This window comes from Streptomyces sp. NPDC037083 (assembly GCF_055606485.1).
Map to the genome: position 1 here is coordinate 109980 of NZ_JBVJSQ010000009.1, position 18245 is coordinate 128224.

The window sequence follows — 18245 nt, forward strand, 5'->3', positions numbered from 1 at the left end:
CTGGAACTCCTGGTCCACGGCGTGGGCGGCGCCACGCCCGAGAAGATGCTGAACGATCCGCGCACGGTCCGGATCACCGGTGACGACACGGCGGCCGTCCACCGGCGCGCCGACGACGTCACCGCGGACACCGGCCCCGGCGACGACCGCGGCCGCGACGCCCCCGTCCCCGAGGCCTACGTCTGGTCCAACCTCACCTCCGGCAACGGCACCCGCGCCCTGTGGCTGTTACTGCTGCCGTTCATGGTCGTCAACCTCGCCCACTGGATGCGCCCCGCCGCACGGGAACGCACCCGCGCCGTGCGCCTGTACGGGCTGCTGGTGCGGCTCGCGGCGCTGAGCCTGACGATGCTGCTCGTCGCCGCGGCCTGCGAGGTCGCCCTGGACCTGACCGCCTGGCAGTGCGCGGGCACGCCAGCGTGCGCACGGCGGCACTCCTGGCTGGGCTTCCTCTCGCCCACGGTCTCGCACGACGGCTGGTGGAGCCTGCCCGGCCGTCGGCTGGCCCTGGCTGCCCTGGTCCCGACCGCGCTCGTCGGGCTCCTGTGGTACCTCTCCCACCGCACCTGGCGGGCGTACGAGTCCCAGGAACCCCTCGACCGCGCGCCCGAGCCCGAGGACGGCCCCGGGCACACCGCGCTCAGCCGGCCAGGTTTCTGGTACGGGCGCCGCCTGGTGGCCCGCCTGCGCGCCGCGCACACCGCGGCGGGCCTGCTGACGGTGGCCGCAGCGGTCGGCGCCGCTGCCGCACGCCAGGACCGCCGCCCCGGCGGCCCGGCCCTCCTCGACGTGCTGGGTCGCCTGCTGGAGGCGTCCCTGGCCGCCGGTGCGCTGGCCACGGTGTGGGTGGTGTGCCGCCGGGGCCGCTGCGAGCACCGCCTCGACCGCCGCGTGGACGCCTGCGTCGTGCGCCGCCTGCCGTCGGCCGCTCTCGCGCTGCTCGTCCTGACGCTGGTGTACGCCTGCTGGGACCGTCCCGGCTGGGACTCCGAGGGCCGTCTCCCGGGCGACACGACCTTCGGCGCCCTCGCTCTCGTGCAGGGCGCGCTGGTCGTCGCCCTGGCGATCGTCGCCCGCGTCCTGCACGACTGTCCCCGGGAGGGCGCCGCGCCGAGTGCCCCGGACAGGACCGGCGTGGCCTTGCGCGGAGTGTCGGTCACGCGCGACGCGGGCGGTGTCGCCGTCGTCCTGCGCGAGGAACCGGCATCACGGGCGTCGAGCGGGGCCGACGGCTCGGCCGGGGGCGGGGAGGGACGTCCGAAGGCGGGTGGCCCGGGCGCGGCCGCCGTCGGTTCGTGTGCGCCGGGGGAGTCCACGACGGACGGTCACGGCACGCCCGGCGGCGGCTCGCGGGAGCCCTCGGCGGCCGGGCCGGATGGGATCGCCGACGGCTCGTCGGCGCCGCCCGTGCCCGGCGGATCCGACGCGCCCGTCGTCCCTTCTGCGGGGGCTCCGCCGGCGGGGACCCTGACGGACCCCGGCAGGAGCCTCGGCGGCCGGCCGGAGCGCTGCGCTCTGCACGGGCTCGGCGGGCCCGCGGTCGCGATGCTGGCCTGTGCGCTGGGCGGGGTGATGTCCGGAGGCGTCTCACAGCGCGTGTCGGACTGGCTGGACGGAACCGGCACCGGCGCCCTCGACGGACCACCGGTCCTGCTGACCTGGCAGGCCTCGGTGATCCCCGTGCTGCTCGTCGTCCTGCTGGTGCTGTGCGGGCTGCTCGGCCGCCGGACCTGGCTGCTGACCCGGGCGGAACAGGACAAGGTGCTCCAGGAGTACGGAGTGGAGCGGGGCGACCCGGCCCGCACCCGTCGTATCGCCCGGGCCCGTGCGATGGCCGCCCTCACCGACCGCGGACCTCTCCTCGTCGCCGTCGTGTCCGGCGCGACCCTGATCCTGGGCGCGGGCGCCCTCGCCGGCGCCTTCGGCACGGGCCGGACGCCGGCCCTGGCCGGGGAGTCGGCCCAGCCCTTCGTGCACGGCGCGGCCCAGACCGCGCAGGCGCTGGGCTCCTGGCTCATCGGACTCGGCTTCGTCCTCTTCGTCACCTGGGGCCGCCGCGCGTACCGGGACGCCTCCGCGCGGCGCACGATCGGCATCCTCTGGGACGTGGGCACGTTCTGGCCGCGCGCCGCGCACCCCTTCGCCCCGCCCTGCTACGCCGAGCGCGCGGTGCCCGACCTGACCTGGCGCGTGGCCACCTGGACGCGTGCCACCGGCGGACGCCTGGTCATCTCCGGCCACTCCCAGGGCAGCGTCCTCGCGGCAGCCGCGGCCTGGCAGCTGAAACCGTCCGACCGCAGACGGGTCGCCCTGCTCACCTACGGTTCCCCCATCGAGCGCCTCTACGGCCGCTGGTTCCCGGCCCACTTCGGCCCGGCGGCGCTCGCCGCCCTGCACGAGGACGTCGACTGCTGGCGCAACCTCTACCGGCTCACCGACCCCATCGGCGGTCCCGTCCGGCTGTCCGGCGACGGCTGCGGCCCCCAGGTGGACCGAGAGCCCCTCGCGGACCCGCTGGCGTACGGCCGCACCGCACAGCAGCCGCTGCCCGCGCCCGTCCTGGGCCACTCGGATTACCAGGCCGACCCCGCGTTCGCGGAGGAACGCGAGCTGCTGCTGGCGCGGCTGCGACCGGAGGTTCCCGTGCCGCGCACCGCGGCGGGGCAGAGCACGGGAACGGGCCACGGCGCGGCTCCCGGAACGGGCCACGGCGCCGGAACGGCCCAGAGCACATGAGCGGGCCGGCGCACGGTCCGGGTCAGGGCAGCTGGGGCAGGTCCTCCTCGAACAGCAGCGTCAGGTCGTCCTTGCTCGGCTCCTCGACCTGCGCGACCCGGCTCGCGTGCCGCTCGACCATCGCCTCGAACGTCTGGCGCGCGGTACGCCCGTTGCCGAAGGCGGGGCCCTTGGGAAGCTCCGTGAAGTACTTCAGCAGGGCCTGCGCGGCGCCCGGGCCGAGCCGGTACTCGTGCTCCTCGGCCTGCTGTTCCACGATCCGCAGCAGCTCGTCCGGACCGTAGTCGCCGAAGGTGATCGTCCGTGAGAAACGGGACGCCACGCCGGGGTTGACCGACAGGAACCGTTCCATCTCCGCCGTGTAGCCCGCGACGATCACGACGACGGCGTCCCGGTGGTCCTCCATCAGCTTCACGAGCGTGTCGATGGCTTCCTTGCCGAAGTCCCGGCCGGCGTCCTCCGGGGACAGCGCGTACGCCTCGTCGATGAACAGGACACCGCCGTGCGCCCGTTGGAACGCCTCCTGGGTGCGGATCGCCGTGGAGCCGATGTGCTCGCCGACCAGGTCGACGCGGGACACCTCGACCAGGTGCCCCTTCTCCAGGACGTCGAGAGCGGCGAGGATCTCGCCGTAGAGGCGGGCGACCGTCGTCTTGCCGGTGCCGGGGGAGCCGGTGAAGACCAGGTGGCGCTTGACGGACGCCGCCTTGAGCCCCGCCTGCTGACGGCGCCGGCCCACCTCGATCATGTCGATGAGGGCCCGCACCTCACGCTTGACGCTGTCCAGGCCCACCAGGGTGTCCAGTTCGCCGAGCACGTCGCCGGAGGACCGCACCGAGGCCGGCGGCCCGGCGGCCTGCTGCGACTCCGGCGCGGTGACGCGCTGCTCGGGGAGCCCGGCCGGCTGTCCCGGTGCATGGGCGGTCGTCTGCACGACCGTCTCGGGCGCCGAGAGGCCCGGCGTGCGCACGCCGCTGCTCTCGTCGCTCGTGCAGTCCTCGACCACGGGCCCCGAACCGGCCGAGGCGTCCGCCCCGGCGTCCGCGAACTCGTAGCCGCCGCGCGCGCAGCGCTCCGTACGGCACTTGCGCAGCGTCGTACGACTGCCGTCTATCACGTGGAAGCCGTAGCCGCTGCTGTTGGTCACCCGGCAGTTCAGAAAGCTGCCCCGGCCGCCGGCCGAGACGTAGAACCCGGCCTCGGTGGGGGAGTCGACCGTGCAGCGCTCCACGGTGGGATCGGCGCCCTTGGTGACGATCACGCCGGTCTGGGTGCCGTCCATGGTGCAGTTGCCGAGGGTGCCGCCGCTGCCGTGGTCACGGAACCACGCGCCGGTCGCCGCGTCCCGGATCCGGCAGTCGTCGAGCTGGGCCGTCGCCCCGTCGCTCACCGACACGGCCGTGTTGCGCACCTGGAACAGATCGCTGTCGACGACGTCCGCGCGTGAGCCGCGGTCGAGGACGAACAGGGCGTCCGGCACGTCGTGCACCCGGCAGGACTCCAGCACCGCGGTGGCGCCGTCGCTCACCCAGACGGCCGGATAGTCGCCGGTGCTGTCGAAGATCTCGCACTGGTTGGCGTCCACGCGCGTGCCCGGATCCCACACCGACAGTCCGTTGCGCCCGAACTGACGCACCGTCGTGCGGGTCAGCGTCAGCACCGAGCGCGAGCGCAGGTCGACCGCGTTCTCCGGAATGTCGTGGATACGGCAGTCGGCCAGGGTGAGCACGGCGTCCGTGTCGAGCGTGACGCCGTCGGCGGTGGTGCGGTGCACATCGCAGTCGGTGAGGTGCGCGGTGGCCCGGCCGGTGACCTGGACGCCGCTGCCCCTGACCTCGTAGACCTCGCAACCCACCGCTTCCAGTGCCGAGTTGTCGCCGGTCGCGCTCAGCCCCGCGCCTGAGGTGTGGTGCACCCGGCAGCGCTCCAGCCGGGGATGCGCGCCCCCGCGCACCGCGACGCCGGCCTGACCGGCCGCCACGACCTCGCACTCCTCGAAGACGCCGCCGCCGCCGTCGACCACGGCGATGCCGATGCCCGCCGGGTTGTCGACGGTGCAGCGCCGTACCGTCGGGCGGGCGCTGCCGCGCACCTCGACGCCCGCCGAGGACCGCGTGACGATCCGCAGGTCCAGCAGTTCCGGGGCGCCCTCCTCGACGAGCACCGCCGGGGCGGCCGCGTCCTGGCCCTCCACGTGCAGGTCCTGCACCACCGCCGAGGCGCGCACGGTCAGCGGCACCCCGTCCACCGGGGCCAGACGCACGGAACCGGGAGAGCCCTCGGGGCCGCGCAGGGTCACCGACCGCTGCACGACGAGGTTCTCCCGGTAGGTGCCGGGAGCGATGGTGAGAACGTCACCCTCGGCCGCGGCCTCCAGGGCGGCGGCGAGCGATGCGTACTCACCCGTGCGGCGCCGCCACCGCGACGTGCCGGTGTGCGTCACCTGGACCGTGCCCTGTGCCATGGCGTTGATGTGCCCCCACCTCGTCATACGCGGGTTGATGCCGAATGGTTCGGCCGGACCACCGTAGCGTGCGCGGGGCTCGTGGGATGACCACAGACGCAAGGGTGTCAGCTACCTGTGCCGGTACGGCCCCAATCCGGACCCACCCGCTCCCACGCACGGTCCCAACGCGCATACCGGCGGCGGACCATGCGCCAGACGATCACCCGGCGGGCGCCCTCGACGACGCCCGCGGTGAGCAGGGCCGCGCCGAAGCCGGCCAGCACGGCGTGCGTGGTCGCCGTCGCGGAGTCCAGCGGGCGGGCCACCAGCCGGCCGTGCGCGTCCGTCCACATCCCGAAGCGGTCGCCGCTGTGCGGGGACTTGAGGCCCGCCAGAACCGTGCCGTGTCGCGCGGTGCCGTCCGGCGCGGTCCACTTCGCGACGACCCTGGTGCGTGCCTCCCGGCCGGTGGCCGTCTCGGGGTCCACCTCCAGCGACGAGCCGTCCGCCTTCCGCACCACGGTGGCCGTGACCTCGTGGCGGGTCGCGCGCTGCTCGCGGACCGCCTGCTGCAGGACGCCCTGGGCCGCCCCGCCGACGAGGGAGCCCACCACGGGCGCCACGAGAAGAATCAGCAGCATGGCCGACAGCGCCACCCACGCCTCGACCAGATCCGTCCCCCGACGCAGCGGGTTGTGTCGCCAGCGCCAGATTCCACCGATCGCTCGCACCGTCCGCACCCCCTTCCCGCTCCGTGATAACTCCCCTCGGAGCCGTTCCCGCGCGAGCCCGGTGAAAGAGAGAGCGAAATCACCCGGGCTCGGGACCCCCACGAACGTCTCCCGCAGTCCCAACGCTCCGCGGCCGGGCGGCGGTTCCCGCGAAGCGCCCGTCCCCCGCCGGGGGCGGGATCAGGCGAGGGCGCGCACCGGGTCGCCGACCCTGATCGTGCCGCCGGAGAGGGGGACCAGGTTCTGTCCGAAGATCAGCCGGCCGTCGAGTCGCCGGTGCCGGCCCAGGGTGTACAGGGGTTCCTTGCCGCGGCCTGCGCCGTCCTGGTCGGTGGTGGTCACGACACACCGTCCGCAGGGCTTGGCCACCCGGAACTCGACCTCGCCCACGACCAGGCGGGACCAGTCGTCCTCGGCCCACGGGCCGGTGCCGGCGACGACCAGGTTCGGCCGGAACCGGTTCATCGGCAGCGGTCCCTCGCCGGCGTGCTCGCCCCGGGCGATCAGGGAGTTGAGGGCGTCGAGCGAGGAGGCCGAGGTGACCAGCAGCGGATACCCGTCGGCGAAGGAGACGGTCTCGCCGGGCAGCGCGTACTCCGGGTCGACGGGCCTGCGGGTCGCCGGATCGTCGAGGTGCACCAGCCGCACGTCGGCGCCCACGTGGGCGCTGCACCACGCGTGCGCGGCGGCGCCGGCGGGAACCGCCTCCACCTTGTCGCGGAAGATCTCCATCGACACGGTGTCGACGGGGTCGGGCACCGGCACGGTCAACGGCTCAAGACCGGGCGCGGACAGACGAACGCCGCCGCCGGGCAGAGGCTCGGCGGCGGCCAGTGCGAGGCGCGGCTGCTGGCGTTGTGTGACGACCTTGCCCCCGTCGTCGATCAGCGCCCACCGTCGGTCTCCGGCCAGCCCCCAGGGCTCCACTACGGCTTCCCGGGGCGACTGGCCCCGGAACGCCTTGACCGGATGAACGTGTATCGACTGCAGTTCCGCATTCCCCATGGGGCCATCCTGCCAGGCGGCGGCGACGGCCCCGGGCGGCTCAGTAGCCGCGGTACTGCTGGTTGTTGTACGGGTCCTGGTACTGCGGCGCGGCAGGCCGGGGCGCGGCGGGACGCATCGCCTCGTAGCCGGCCGGGGCCGCGGGGCGCATCTGCTGCTGCGCCTGCGGACCCGGATAGCCGCGCGGCGGGCCGGCCTGCTGCGGGATGTACGCCGCCGGGGCCTGCTGCAGCGGAGCCGGATGCTGCGCCTGCGGGTAGCCGTAGGCGGTCTGGGAGGGGCCCGCCGGGAGAGCGGGCAGTGCCGAGGGCAGCGCGGGCAGATGGCCTGCGCCCATGTCGTACGCGGCGGGCACCCGGATCGGGGCGATCTGCGGGGTGCCCCGCTCGGCGACGAGCGAGTCGTAGATCGGGGTGTCCGGGAAGGAGGCGGAGTAGTAGCCGCCGCCATAGGTGGAGCGGGGGGAGGTCATGGCACATAAGTTAAGCCCACGATGTGCTGGTTGGGGAGACCGATAAGAGGGTTGTTTTCCGTGTCTCCGGTGGCCTCGCACCGCCAATGCGAGCGAACGTGGGAAAAAAGGACGGCGAAAGTGCGGTCAATCGTGTAAAAGCCCGGGTTACGAGTGGGTTACCCGCGGTTGGCCAGGGCTGTTCCGTCCTCCTGATGGGCGTTCGCCGCCCCGCGCAATAGGTTGACCGGGTAGACAACGCGAGGGGTGCCGGGGCGCTGCCTGGGCGCACTGACTGACGATGGGGGCGTACATGTCAATGGCGAAGGGATCCAATGCTCCGGTGCCGACCACGGCGCTGCGGGTCGAACTGGGCTGGCGCCCGGGACCGGGCGTTCCGGACACGGACGCGTCGGCACTGCTGCTCGTGGGCGGAAAGGTCCGTTCGGACTCGGACTTCGTCTTTTACAACCAGCCCGCCCACTCCTCCGGCGCCGTCCGCCACGAGGGCAAGCGCGACGCCGGCGGCCGGGTGACCGACAGCCTTCTCGTCGACCTCGCGCGCGTGGAGCCCGCGATCGAGACCGTCGTCGTGGCCGCCTCGGCGGACGGCGGCTCGTTCGGCCAGGTCCCGGACCTCTACATCGAGGTACGGGACGCCGCGCAGGGCACCGTCGTGGCACGGTTCGACAGCACCGGCGCCACGGTGGAAACGGCCTTCGTGCTGGGCGAGTTCTATCGCCGCCAGGGCGCCTGGAAGTTCCGGGCCGTCGGACAGGGCTACGACAGCGGCCTCGAGGGGCTGGCCACGGACTTCGGCATCACCGTCGACGAGCCCCAGCAAGCCGCCGCCCCTGCCGCGCCCACCCCTTCCCGGACGTCGTGGACCGCGCCGCCTCCGCCGCCGCCGACCGTGCCCGCGTTCCCTGTCACGGTCCCGCCGCCCGTCCACCAGGCCCCGCCTCCGCCGCCCGCCCCGCCCGCGGAGCCGGTCCGGCTGACCAAGGTGACGCTCACCAAGGCGGCCCCGTCGGTGTCCCTGACCAAGCAGGGCGGCACCTCCGGCGCGCTGCGCGTGAACCTCAACTGGGAGGTGCGCAAGCAGTTCTCGGGATGGGGCAGCAAGCGCGGGCGGGCGGTCGCCCTGCACAACGACCTCGACCTCGACCTGTGCGCCCTGTTCGAGCTCGCCGACGGCCGCAAGGGCGTCGTCCAGGCCCTCGGCAACGCCTTCGGCGCCCTGCACCAGCCGCCGTACATCCACCTCGACGGCGACGACCGCACGGGCGCCGTGTCCAGCGGCGAGAACCTCACCGTCAACCTCGACCACAAGAACGACTTCCGGCGCATCCTGGTCTTCGTGACCGTCTACGAAGGCGCCCGCTCCTTCGCCGACCTGCATGCCACGGTCACGCTGCAACCCCAGTACGGCGCGCCGATCGACTTCTCCCTGGACGAGTGCACGGTGCCGTCGACCGTCTGCGCGCTCGCGTTGATCACCAACCACGGCGGCGACCTCGTCGTCCAGCGCGAGGCCCGCTACCTCGTGCCCGAGCGCGGGGTGAGTCCGCAGCGGACCGTCGACCACGCCTACGGGTGGGGCATGAACTGGACGCCCGGCCGCAAATAGCGCCCGGCGGGGCCCGCAGGCCTCAGCCCTCGTCGGCGACGGCCTCCGGACGAGCGTAGGTGCGGCCCTTCCAGGCCGCACCGCGCCCCCGGTAGTGCTGGACCGCGGAGTCGACCGTCATCAGCAGATAGAGGAACGCGGTGAACGGAAGCAGGGGGGCGCGCCACGGCGACAGGCGGTAGTGACGCAGCATCGGGACGTACGTTCCCGTCATGACCAGCCACGCCAGGCCGCCGCACGCCGCGGTCGGCGCGCTGCCGACCGTCGGCCCGGCGAGAAGGGCGAGCGGCGGGACCAGGTACACCAGGGCGAGGCCGAGCACCGTGCCGAGCAGCAGAAGCGGGTTGTGCCGCAGCTGTGCGTAGGCGCTGCGCGAGACCATCCGCCACAGGTCGTGCAGGCTCGGGTACGGGCGCACGCTGTCCACCCGGTCGGCCAGCCCCAGCCAGATGTGCCCGCCGCCGCCCTTCACGGCCCGCGCCAGCGCCACGTCGTCGATGACCGCGTGCCGGATGGCGTCCGGGATCCGCGCCCGCTCTGCCGTCTCGGTGCGCAGCAGGACACAGCCGCCCGCGGCCGCGGCCGTCCGCGCACCGCGCCGTCCGATCCGGCGGAAGGGGTAGAGCTGCGCGAAGAAGTAGACGAACGCCGGTACCACCAGTCGCTCCCACCGGCTCTCCACCCGCAGCCGCGCCATCTGGGAGACGACGTCGAACTCGCCGGTGCGCGCCGCCGCCACCAGCTCCCGCAGGCTGTCGGGCGCGTGCGCGATGTCGGCGTCCGTGAGGAGGAGGTACTCCGGCTCACGCGCGCGTGCCAGAGCGATCCCGTGACGCACCGCCCACAGCTTCCCGGTCCAGCCCGCCGGCGGTTCGCCGGGCGAGTCCACCGTCAGGGGGAGTCCGCCGTGCCGCCCGGCGAGCGCCCGCGCCAGCTCCCCCGTGCCGTCGCTGCTGCCGTCGTCGACGAGGAAGACCTCCGCTCGCCCCGGATACTCCTGCGCGAGCAGCGAGGGCAGGCTCGCGGTCAGCACGGCGGCCTCGTCGCGGGCGGGGACGACGACGCAGACGGAGGGCCACTCCCGCGGCGCCGTCCGGGCGGGCAGCCGGACGTCGGTGCGCCAGAAGAAGCCCTGACAGAGCAACAGCCACAGCCAGGCGGCCAGGGACATGACGGCGATCCACACGAGGGCGCTCACGCGCGCAGTCTGCCCCACCCGCCCTGGCCGTAGGAGCACATCGTCTATGGTGGCCGGGTGAAGATCGCGCTCATGGACTCCGGAATCGGTCTGCTGGCGGCCACCGCCGCGGTACGGCGCCTGCGGCCCGACGCCGATCTCGTGCTCTCCCTCGACCCCGACGGCATGCCCTGGGGACCGCGCACCCCGCAGGACCTCACCGAGCGGGCCGTGGCCGTCGCCGAGGCCGCCGCGGCGCACCGGCCCGAGGCCCTCATCGTCGGCTGCAACACGGCGACCGTGCACGCCCTGCCGGCCCTGCGGGCCCGTCTCGAACCCGCCATCCCGGTGATCGGCACCGTCCCCGCGATCAAGCCCGCCGCGGCCGGCGGCGGCCCCGTCGCCATCTGGGCCACGCCCGCCACCACCGGCAGCCCCTATCAGCGTGGTCTGATCGACGACTTCGCCGGCGGCGTCACGGTCGCCGAGGTGCCCTGCTGGGGGCTGGCCGAGGCCGTGGAGCACGCGGACGAGGCGGCGATCGACGCGGCCGTCGCCGCGGCCGCCGCGCTCACTCCCGACGAGGTGACGACCGTCGTCCTGGGCTGCACCCATTACGAGCTGGTCGCCGACCGCATCCGGGCCGCCGTGCGGCGCCCCGGGCGTCCGGCGCCGATCCTGCACGGATCGGCCGGAGCCGTGGCCGCGCAGGCGCTGCGCAGGATCGGTGCGCGTCCCGAGCCCGAGACGGCGGCCCTCGGCGCCGTCACGGTCATCCTCAGCGGCCGCACGGGTGGGCTGCCCGCGCCCGCCCTGGCCTACCCGGAAGGCCGGCTGCTCCAGGCCGTCAGCCCCGTCCGGTGATCGACGCCGGCGCCCGGGCGGGGATCGACGCCGGCGCCCGGGCGGTCCGGGCGCGGCAGTCACCCTGTGCGACGAGGTACCGGCGCAGCGAAACCTGAGTAATCTCATGGATATGAGGGACCACCCCCACGACGAGAGCGCGCCGCTTCCCGACGTCCCGCACCGCGACGCCCCGCATCCCGACGTCTGGACCGGGCGCGCCACCAACCGCTTCCAATGGCTGCTCGCGCTCGTCGGGGCCGCCTGCATGGGGCTCGGCGTCGAGCTCGCCGTCGACTCCGCGTGGACGTCCGGCATCGCCCCCCTCGCCATGGCCGTCGTCGGCTGCATCGCCGCCGGGCTGCTGGTCCTCTTCGGCACCCTGGCCTTCGTCCACGTCGACCTGAAGCTCGACCGGGAGTGCGTCGAGGTGCGCTGCGGTCACATCGGCGTGCCGCGCCGCCGCATCCCGCTGGCCCATGTGGCCGGCGCCGACTTCGAACCCCATGTCACCCCGCGCCACTGGGGCGGCTGGGGTTATCGCTGGCGGCCGGAGAAGGGCACCGCGGTCGTCGTGCGGCGGGGCGAGGGCGTGGTGCTGCGGCTCTGGGACGGCCACACGTTCACGATCACCGTGGACGACGCCGAGTCGGCCGTACGCGCCATCCGGGACCGGCTGCGGACGGGCGCCGCGGGCGCGGCGCACTGACGTCCGGCCCGGTCACGCCTTCCCTCAGGCGGCCGGACAGTCGCCGTGCACGTCCCTGTCGAACTCCGCCGGCGCTTCGGGCGCCGCGGGCGCCTCGGCCAGCGGACGGGCCGTGGCCAGGCCCGCCAGCAGCCCCGCGCCCACCGACACCGGGGTGAAGCTCAGGGCGTTGCCGACCGAGGCGAGGGCGGCCAGAGCCGTGAGCGTGGCGCCCGCGGTGAGGACGACCGGTGTGGGGCGCGGCGCCCGCCACAGGGCGAACAGCACCCAGCAGAAGACCGCGGCGAACAGCAGCACGCCGACGACACCCTGCTCGGCCGCCAGTTGCAGCGGCGCCGAGTGCGGCTTGCCGTCGGACAGCGTCGACCGGGCCGCCGTCTCGCTCAGCTCCCCGAAGCGGCCGGGGCCCACGCCGAGGCCGCTCTCGCGGTGGGCCATGCCGAGGGCGTCCCGCCACAGATCGACCCGACGCGGCGTCAGCCGGTCCGTGAGCGCGTCGGCGAGGCCGCCCGGCAGCGCGTTCCCGGCGACCGCCCAGGTCAGGCCCGTCGCCAGGGCGGCGACCCCGGCCAGCGCCGCGAGCGCCGGCCCCCGGCGACGCATCCGGCCGGCGGCCAGGGCGCACAGCAGCACGGCGCAGCAGGTCAGCACTGCCGCGGGCGAGCCCAGGAGGGCTCCGGCGACCGCGACGCCCCCGGCGAGCAGCCACAGCGCGAGCCGCAGTGCGGGTACGGGCGTCGTCCAGGCCGCGCAACAGGCGGCGCCGGCCGACAGGGTCAGCACCGCGGTGGTGGCGCCGACGTGACCCAGCGGCGCGACGGTCTCGGGCCCCGGGGCGATCCGGGGCAGGGCCACGGTCAGCGCGAGGCCGGCGAGCGCACCGGCGCAGGGCGCGGCGAACGGCAGCAGCACCCCCAGGATCCGCCCCGCCGCGTACCCGGCGGCCAGCGCCAGCACCGCCAGCAGGACGCCCTCGGGGCGGCCGTCGTGCACCGCGGCGGTGATCAGGGACCAGGCGGCGCAGCCCCCCAGCACCCCCACGCCCACGGCGTCCAAAACGTTTCGTCTCTCACCGTCCGCGTCCGTGCCGCCGGACGTCGTCGCTGTGGAACCCACCCCGCCCCCCGAACCCGGTCGCCCCCCGACCGTGACGGACCTGAACCGTGACGGACCCCGGACGCTCGCGCGCGACCGGAGCTCTGGCACACCGTAACGGCTGATGGGCGGTTTGTGGATGACTTGCGCCCGGTTGTACGACCGCCGAGGGCGGCCCGGCGCACGCCCGGCGGACGGGTGGGCGTGGGCGGGGGGAGAGGAGGGCGAGCGTCGACGGAATTGGGGGTGGGCTTGCTCGGACCGAGAAGAGGGCGGGCGTGGGGGCGAGCAGGCTCGGTCGGGAGTGGGGGTGAGCACGTTCGGACGGGAATGGGGGCGGGCGTGGGGGTGAGGGCGGTGCGGGTGTCCGCCCCGCAGACCGCGCTGTCGGCCAAAAGGTCACTCGCCGTACACTCCCGGAGTGACCGTCACCGCAACATCCGTGGGCCAGCCGGACCAGCTCGAGCCCCAGACCGCGCGGGCCCCGCGCGGCGCGCGGCTCCTGCGTCTCGTCCCGGCCGCCGCAGCGGCGCTCTCCGGAGTGCTGCTCTATGTCAGTTTCCCGCCGCGCACCCTGTGGTGGCTGGCGCTGCCCGCCTTCGCCGTCCTCGGCCGGGTGCTGCGCGGACGCGGCTGGAAGGCGGCCTTCGGCCTCGGCTACCTCTTCGGCCTCGGTTTCCTGCTGCCGCTGCTGGTGTGGACCGGCGTCGAGGTCGGACCCGGGCCCTGGCTCGCGCTGGTGGCCATCGAGGCGGTGTTCGTCGCGCTGGTCGGCGTGGGCGTCGCCGCGGTGTCGAAGCTCCCGGCCTGGCCGGTGTGGGCGGCGGCGCTGTGGATCGCCGGCGAGGCGGCACGCGCGCGTGCGCCCTTCGGCGGCTTCCCGTGGGGCAAGATCGCCTTCGGCCAGGCGGACGGCGTCTTCCTGCCCCTCGCCGCGCTCGGCGGCACCCCTGTCCTGGGCTTCGGGGTCGTCCTGTGCGGGTTCGGTCTGTACGACATCGTGCGGCTCGTCCTGGAACGGCGCCGCTCGGGCGAGGTGCGGCGGTCGGCGGCCGCGGTGGCCCTGCTCAGCCTGGCCGTCCCGGTGGTCGCGGCCGTCGCCGCCCGCACGCTGGTGAGCGACAAGGCGGAGGACGGCACCGCGACGGTCGCCGTCATCCAGGGCAACGTTCCCCGTCTGGGCCTGGAGTTCAACGCCCAGCGCCGGGCCGTGCTCGACTACCACGCGCGCGAGACGGAGCGGCTGGCCGCAAAGGTCAAGGCGGGCGAGACGCCGAAGCCCGACTTCGTGCTGTGGCCCGAGAACTCCTCGGACATCGACCCCTTCGCCTACGCCGACGCCGCCGCCGTCATCGACAAGGCGGCCAAGTCGATCGGCGTGCCCGTCTCGGTGGGCGGAGTCGTCGAGCGCGACGGCAAGCTCTACAACGAGCAGATCCTGTGGGACCCGGTCCTCGGCCCCACCCAGACCTACGACAAGCGGCAGGTCCAGCCGTTCGGCGAGTACCTGCCGCTGCGCTCGCTCATCGGGGCGATCAACAGCGACTGGACGTCGATGGTCCGGCAGGACTTCAGCCGGGGCACCGAGCCGGGCGTGTTCGACATGGACGACGCCAAGGTCGGCCTGGTCACGTGCTACGAGGCCGCGTTCGACTGGGCCGTGCGCTCCGAGGTCACCGACGGCGCCCAGCTGATCTCCGTGCCCAGCAACAACGCCACCTTCGACCGCAGCGAGATGACCTATCAGCAGCTCGCCATGTCCCGGGTCCGCGCGGTCGAGCACAGCAGGACCGTCACGGTGCCCGTGACCAGCGGCGTCAGCGCGATCATCATGCCGGACGGGACGATCACCCAGAAGACCGGCATGTTCGTCGCCGACTCCCTGGTGCAGAAGGTGCCCCTGCGCTCCTCGCAGACGCCGGCGACGAAGCTCGGAACCATGCCCGAGATGCTCCTGGTGCTCGTCGCGATGGGCGGCCTCGGGTGGGCGATCGGCGCCGGGGTGCGCGGCCGGCGGAGCACGACGGGCTGAGCCGCCGGATAGGGTCGGCCCATGCCGACTCCCGACTTCATCACCGAGATCCGGGCCTCCGCCGGGCACCAGCTGCTCTGGCTCCCGGGCGTCAGTGCCGTCGTGTTCGACGGGGACGGCCGGGTGCTGCTGGGGCAGCGCGCGGACAACCGCCAATGGACCGTGATCAGCGGAATCCCGGACCCCGGCGAGCAGCCCGCGGACTGTGCCGTGCGGGAGGTCCACGAGGAGGCGGGCGTGCACTGCGTCCCGGAGCGCGTCGTCCTGGTGCGCGCCGGGAGGCGGGTGGAGTACCCCAACGGCGACGCGTGCCAGTTCATGGACATCACCTTCCGCTGCCGGGCCGTCGGCGGCGAAGCGCGGGTCAACGACGACGAGTCCGTCGCGGTGGGCTGGTTCGCGCTGGACGCCCTGCCGTCCCTGCACGAACGGCAGCTGTTCCGCATCAAGCAGGCGCTCTCCGACGAACCCACGTGGTTCGAGACCACGACTTCCGAATGAAGTGTGGGCGGTGACCACATGGGACGGGGGCATGGCTCTGCCTAGGGTCGAGGCATGACTTCGTCCCAGGCCGCCGCCCCCGGCCCCGCCGCCCCCTCGCTCGACCTCGGAGGTCGGACCGCCCTCGTCACCGGCGCCGCCGGCGGCATCGGACGTGCCTGTGCGCTGCGGCTCGCGGCCGCCGGGGCCAAGGTCCGGGCCGTCGACCGGGACGAGGCCGGCCTGGAGCGGCTCACCGGGAACGCCGTCGGCCTGCCCGGCTCGGTCGAACCGTACGTTCTGGACCTCACCGACCTGGACGCCGCCGAACTCGCCGCCGCGGGGACCGACGTCCTGGTCAACAACGCCGGACTGCAACGGGTGGCCCCCCTGGAGGAGTTCCCCCCGGACGTCTTCCACACGGTGCTCACCGTGATGCTGGAGGCGCCCTTCCGGCTCATCCGCGGCGCCCTGCCCCACATGTACGGACAGGGCTGGGGCCGAATCGTCAACGTGTCCTCCGTCCACGGACTGCGCGCCTCCGCCTTCAAGTCGGCCTACGTCGCGGCCAAGCACGGGCTCGAAGGCCTGTCGAAGACCGCGGCCCTCGAAGGCGCGGCCCACGGCGTGACCTCCAACTGCGTCAACCCCGCCTATGTGCGCACCCCGCTCGTGCAGCGCCAGCTCGCCGACCAGGCGCGGACGCACGGCATCCCGGAGGAACGCGTGCTGGCCGAGGTGCTCCTGCGCGACAGCGCCGTCAAACGGCTCATCGAACCGGAGGAGGTCGCCGAAGCCGTCGCCTACCTGTGCGGACCCCGGGCGTCCTTCGTCACGGGCGCCTCGCTGGTCCTCGACGGCGGCTGGACGGCGCACTGAGCGTCCCCGGCGACAGCGCGGTCGCCGTCGTCCGCCCGGTTGTCCACAGGGCTGACGGACCGGCCGGGCGATGAGGAATCCTGTGCACATGTCCCGCGATCACACGGAGGGCGCCGTCGCGGCGCCCGGTACCGCCCCCGGCGCTGACGCGCCGTTCCTCGAGCTGCTCGCCCGGGGCGCGGCCGCCGAGGCGTACGACCGGCCCGTGCTGCTCGCCCGCGCCGAGAAGGCGTCGCCCGAACGGATCGCGGCGCTCGAACACGCCAAGCTGCTCGCGCTGCGGGTGCGCTCGGAACTGGAGGGCCGGCGCCGCCGGGAGGCCGAGCTGTCGGCGCTCTTCGAGACGGCCCACGATCTCGCGGGCCTGCGCGACGTGGACGCCGTCCTGCAGGCGATCGTGCAGCGGGCCCGCTCACTGCTCGGCACCGACATCGCCTACCTCAGTCTGAACGACCCGGTCAGAGGCGACACCTACATGCGGGTCACCGAGGGCTCCGTCGCCGCCCGTTTCCAGCAACTGCGGCTGGGGATGGGGGAGGGCCTCGGCGGCCTGGTCGCCCAGACGGCCCGTCCGTACGTCACCGACGACTACTTCCGCGACGCCCGTTTCCGGCACACGGCGGCCATCGACGCGGGCGTGCGCGACGAGGGGCTGGTGGCGATCCTCGGCGTTCCGCTGACGCTGGGACCGAACGTCATCGGCGTGCTGTTCGCCGCCGACCGGCGCGCCCGGGTCTTCGAACGGGAGCAGATCGCCCTGCTCGGATCCTTCGCGGCGCTCGCCGCGGCCGCCATCGACACCGCCAACCTGCTCACCGAGACGCGCTCGGCGCTGGCCGGTCTGGAACACGCCAACGAGATCATCCGAGACCGCAGCGCTGTCATCGAGCGCGCCTCCGACGTCCACGACCGGCTGGCCGAACTGGTCCTGCGCGGCGGCGGGGTCCACGACGTGGCGGCCGCGGTCTCGCAGGTGCTCGACGGCGCCGTGGAGTTCACCGAGAGCGCGCCCGCCGACGCCCTGCAGGCCTCGCGCGCGGAGGGCCACGCCGTACGCCACGGGGAGGACTGGATCGCGGCGGTCGCGGCCGGCGGGGAACTGCTCGGCGCCCTGGTGCTGCGCGGCCACCCGGGCCTCGATCCGGTCGACCAGCGCACCCTGGAGCGGGCCGCGATGGTGACGTCCCTGCTGCTCCTGGCCCGACGCTCCGCGGCCGAGGCCGAACAGCGCGTCCGCGGCGAGCTCCTCGACGACCTGCTCGACGCCCGCGACCGCGACCCGCGCCTGCTGCGCGAACGCGCCGCCCGGCTGCACGCCGACCTCGACGCCACGCACGTCGTGCTCGCCGCCCGCCTCGACGCCGTCGCGCCCGACGCCGACCACGAGGCGGCCGCCCGCCGCCGTCTGTGGGCCGCCGCCTCCCACCTGGCGGCCACCCGGCACGGCCTGGCCGCCGCCCGTGACGGCGGCACCGTCCTGCTGCTGCCCCTTGAGCCCGGCGACAGCGCGACGGAGCTGGCCCGCCGTACGGCGCTGCACCTGGGCGGCGCCGTCCACGAGACGGTCACCGTCGGCGCGTCCGCCCCGGTGCGCGACCTCGCCGCGGGACCGGACGCGGTGGTGGCCGCCTACGAGGAGGGCCGCCGCTGTCTGGACGCGCTGAGACTGCTGGGCCGTACCGGCGACGGGGCGGCCGCCGAGGACTTCGGCTTCCTGGGCCTGCTCCTGGCGGGAGACCGCGATGTGGCCGGTTTCGTGGACCGCACGATAGGCGGGGTCGTCGCCTACGACGAACGGCGCGGCACCGACCTGCTGCACACCCTCGACGCGTACTTCGCCTCCGGCATGAGCCCGGCGCGCACCAAGGACGAACTCCACGTCCACGTCAACACGGTGGCCCAGCGTCTGGAGCGCGTGGGCCGCCTCCTGGGCGAGGACTGGCAGAGCCCGGCTCGCGTCCTGGAGATCCAACTGGCCCTGAGACTGCACCGGTTGGCTGCCCCGACCCGGCACTGATGGCCCTCTCGGAA

The 18245-nt window shown here is 74.3% G+C and carries 14 protein-coding genes; 8 read left to right on the forward strand and 6 right to left on the reverse strand.

Annotation, left to right across the window (positions count from 1 at the left end; genetic code table 11):
* The first annotated feature begins 45 nt into the window (after window positions 1-45).
* Window positions 46-2736, forward strand: coding sequence for a hypothetical protein (locus ACZ7DE_RS24080; protein WP_470764923.1), 2691 nt, complete (start codon window positions 46-48; stop codon window positions 2734-2736).
* Window positions 2737-2758: 22 nt separating this feature from the next.
* Here ACZ7DE_RS24080 and ACZ7DE_RS24085 read toward each other — a convergent pair whose 3' ends face one another.
* The 4 genes from ACZ7DE_RS24085 to ACZ7DE_RS24100 all read right to left on the reverse strand — a co-directional run bounded on the left by ACZ7DE_RS24085 (window position 2759) and on the right by ACZ7DE_RS24100 (window position 7390).
* Entirely contained in the window at window positions 2759-5200 is a 2442-nt protein-coding gene (locus tag ACZ7DE_RS24085; RefSeq protein ID WP_470764925.1) for a right-handed parallel beta-helix repeat-containing protein, read from the reverse strand.
* Window positions 5201-5307: 107 nt separating this feature from the next.
* Window positions 5308-5913: an Rv1733c family protein gene (locus tag ACZ7DE_RS24090; RefSeq protein WP_470764462.1), complete on the reverse strand. Its 606-nt coding sequence runs from the start codon at window positions 5911-5913 to the stop codon at window positions 5308-5310.
* A gap of 180 nt (window positions 5914-6093) precedes the next feature.
* Entirely contained in the window at window positions 6094-6918 is an 825-nt protein-coding gene (locus tag ACZ7DE_RS24095) for an MOSC domain-containing protein (RefSeq protein ID WP_470764464.1), read from the reverse strand.
* A 40-nt stretch (window positions 6919-6958) separates the two neighbouring features.
* A complete protein-coding gene (locus tag ACZ7DE_RS24100; RefSeq protein WP_470764466.1) occupies window positions 6959-7390 on the reverse strand; it encodes a DUF6643 family protein in 432 nt (143 codons plus the stop codon).
* A gap of 298 nt (window positions 7391-7688) precedes the next feature.
* Here ACZ7DE_RS24100 and ACZ7DE_RS24105 point away from each other — a divergent pair, with 298 nt between their 5' ends.
* A complete protein-coding gene (locus ACZ7DE_RS24105; RefSeq protein WP_470764927.1) occupies window positions 7689-8999 on the forward strand; it encodes a TerD family protein in 1311 nt (436 codons plus the stop codon).
* Window positions 9000-9021: 22 nt separating this feature from the next.
* Here the strand turns inward: ACZ7DE_RS24105 and ACZ7DE_RS24110 are convergent, their stop codons facing one another.
* A complete protein-coding gene (locus tag ACZ7DE_RS24110) occupies window positions 9022-10185 on the reverse strand; it encodes a glycosyltransferase (RefSeq protein WP_470764929.1) in 1164 nt (387 codons plus the stop codon).
* A 69-nt stretch (window positions 10186-10254) separates the two neighbouring features.
* Between ACZ7DE_RS24110 and ACZ7DE_RS24115 the strand changes: the two genes are divergently transcribed.
* Complete coding sequence (locus ACZ7DE_RS24115) at window positions 10255-11040, forward strand: glutamate racemase (protein ID WP_470764468.1); 786 nt, start codon at window positions 10255-10257, stop codon at window positions 11038-11040.
* Window positions 11041-11152: 112 nt separating this feature from the next.
* Window positions 11153-11728, forward strand: a complete 576-nt coding sequence (locus ACZ7DE_RS24120) for a hypothetical protein (RefSeq protein WP_470764470.1) — start codon at window positions 11153-11155, stop codon at window positions 11726-11728.
* Between the two features lie 24 nt (window positions 11729-11752).
* Here ACZ7DE_RS24120 and ACZ7DE_RS24125 read toward each other — a convergent pair whose 3' ends face one another.
* Entirely contained in the window at window positions 11753-12769 is a 1017-nt protein-coding gene (locus ACZ7DE_RS24125; protein ID WP_470764472.1) for an O-antigen ligase family protein, read from the reverse strand.
* A 475-nt stretch (window positions 12770-13244) separates the two neighbouring features.
* Here ACZ7DE_RS24125 and lnt point away from each other — a divergent pair, with 475 nt between their 5' ends.
* From lnt to ACZ7DE_RS24145, 4 genes are all read left to right on the forward strand, one after another.
* Window positions 13245-14855, forward strand: a complete 1611-nt coding sequence (gene lnt, locus ACZ7DE_RS24130; RefSeq protein WP_470764474.1) for an apolipoprotein N-acyltransferase — start codon at window positions 13245-13247, stop codon at window positions 14853-14855.
* A gap of 21 nt (window positions 14856-14876) precedes the next feature.
* Complete coding sequence (locus ACZ7DE_RS24135) at window positions 14877-15356, forward strand: NUDIX hydrolase (protein ID WP_470764475.1); 480 nt, start codon at window positions 14877-14879, stop codon at window positions 15354-15356.
* Between the two features lie 54 nt (window positions 15357-15410).
* Complete coding sequence (locus ACZ7DE_RS24140; RefSeq protein WP_470764477.1) at window positions 15411-16214, forward strand: 3-hydroxybutyrate dehydrogenase; 804 nt, start codon at window positions 15411-15413, stop codon at window positions 16212-16214.
* Window positions 16215-16302: 88 nt separating this feature from the next.
* Window positions 16303-18231, forward strand: coding sequence for a helix-turn-helix domain-containing protein (locus ACZ7DE_RS24145; RefSeq protein WP_470764479.1), 1929 nt, complete (start codon window positions 16303-16305; stop codon window positions 18229-18231).
* The last annotated feature ends 14 nt before the right edge of the window (window positions 18232-18245 follow it).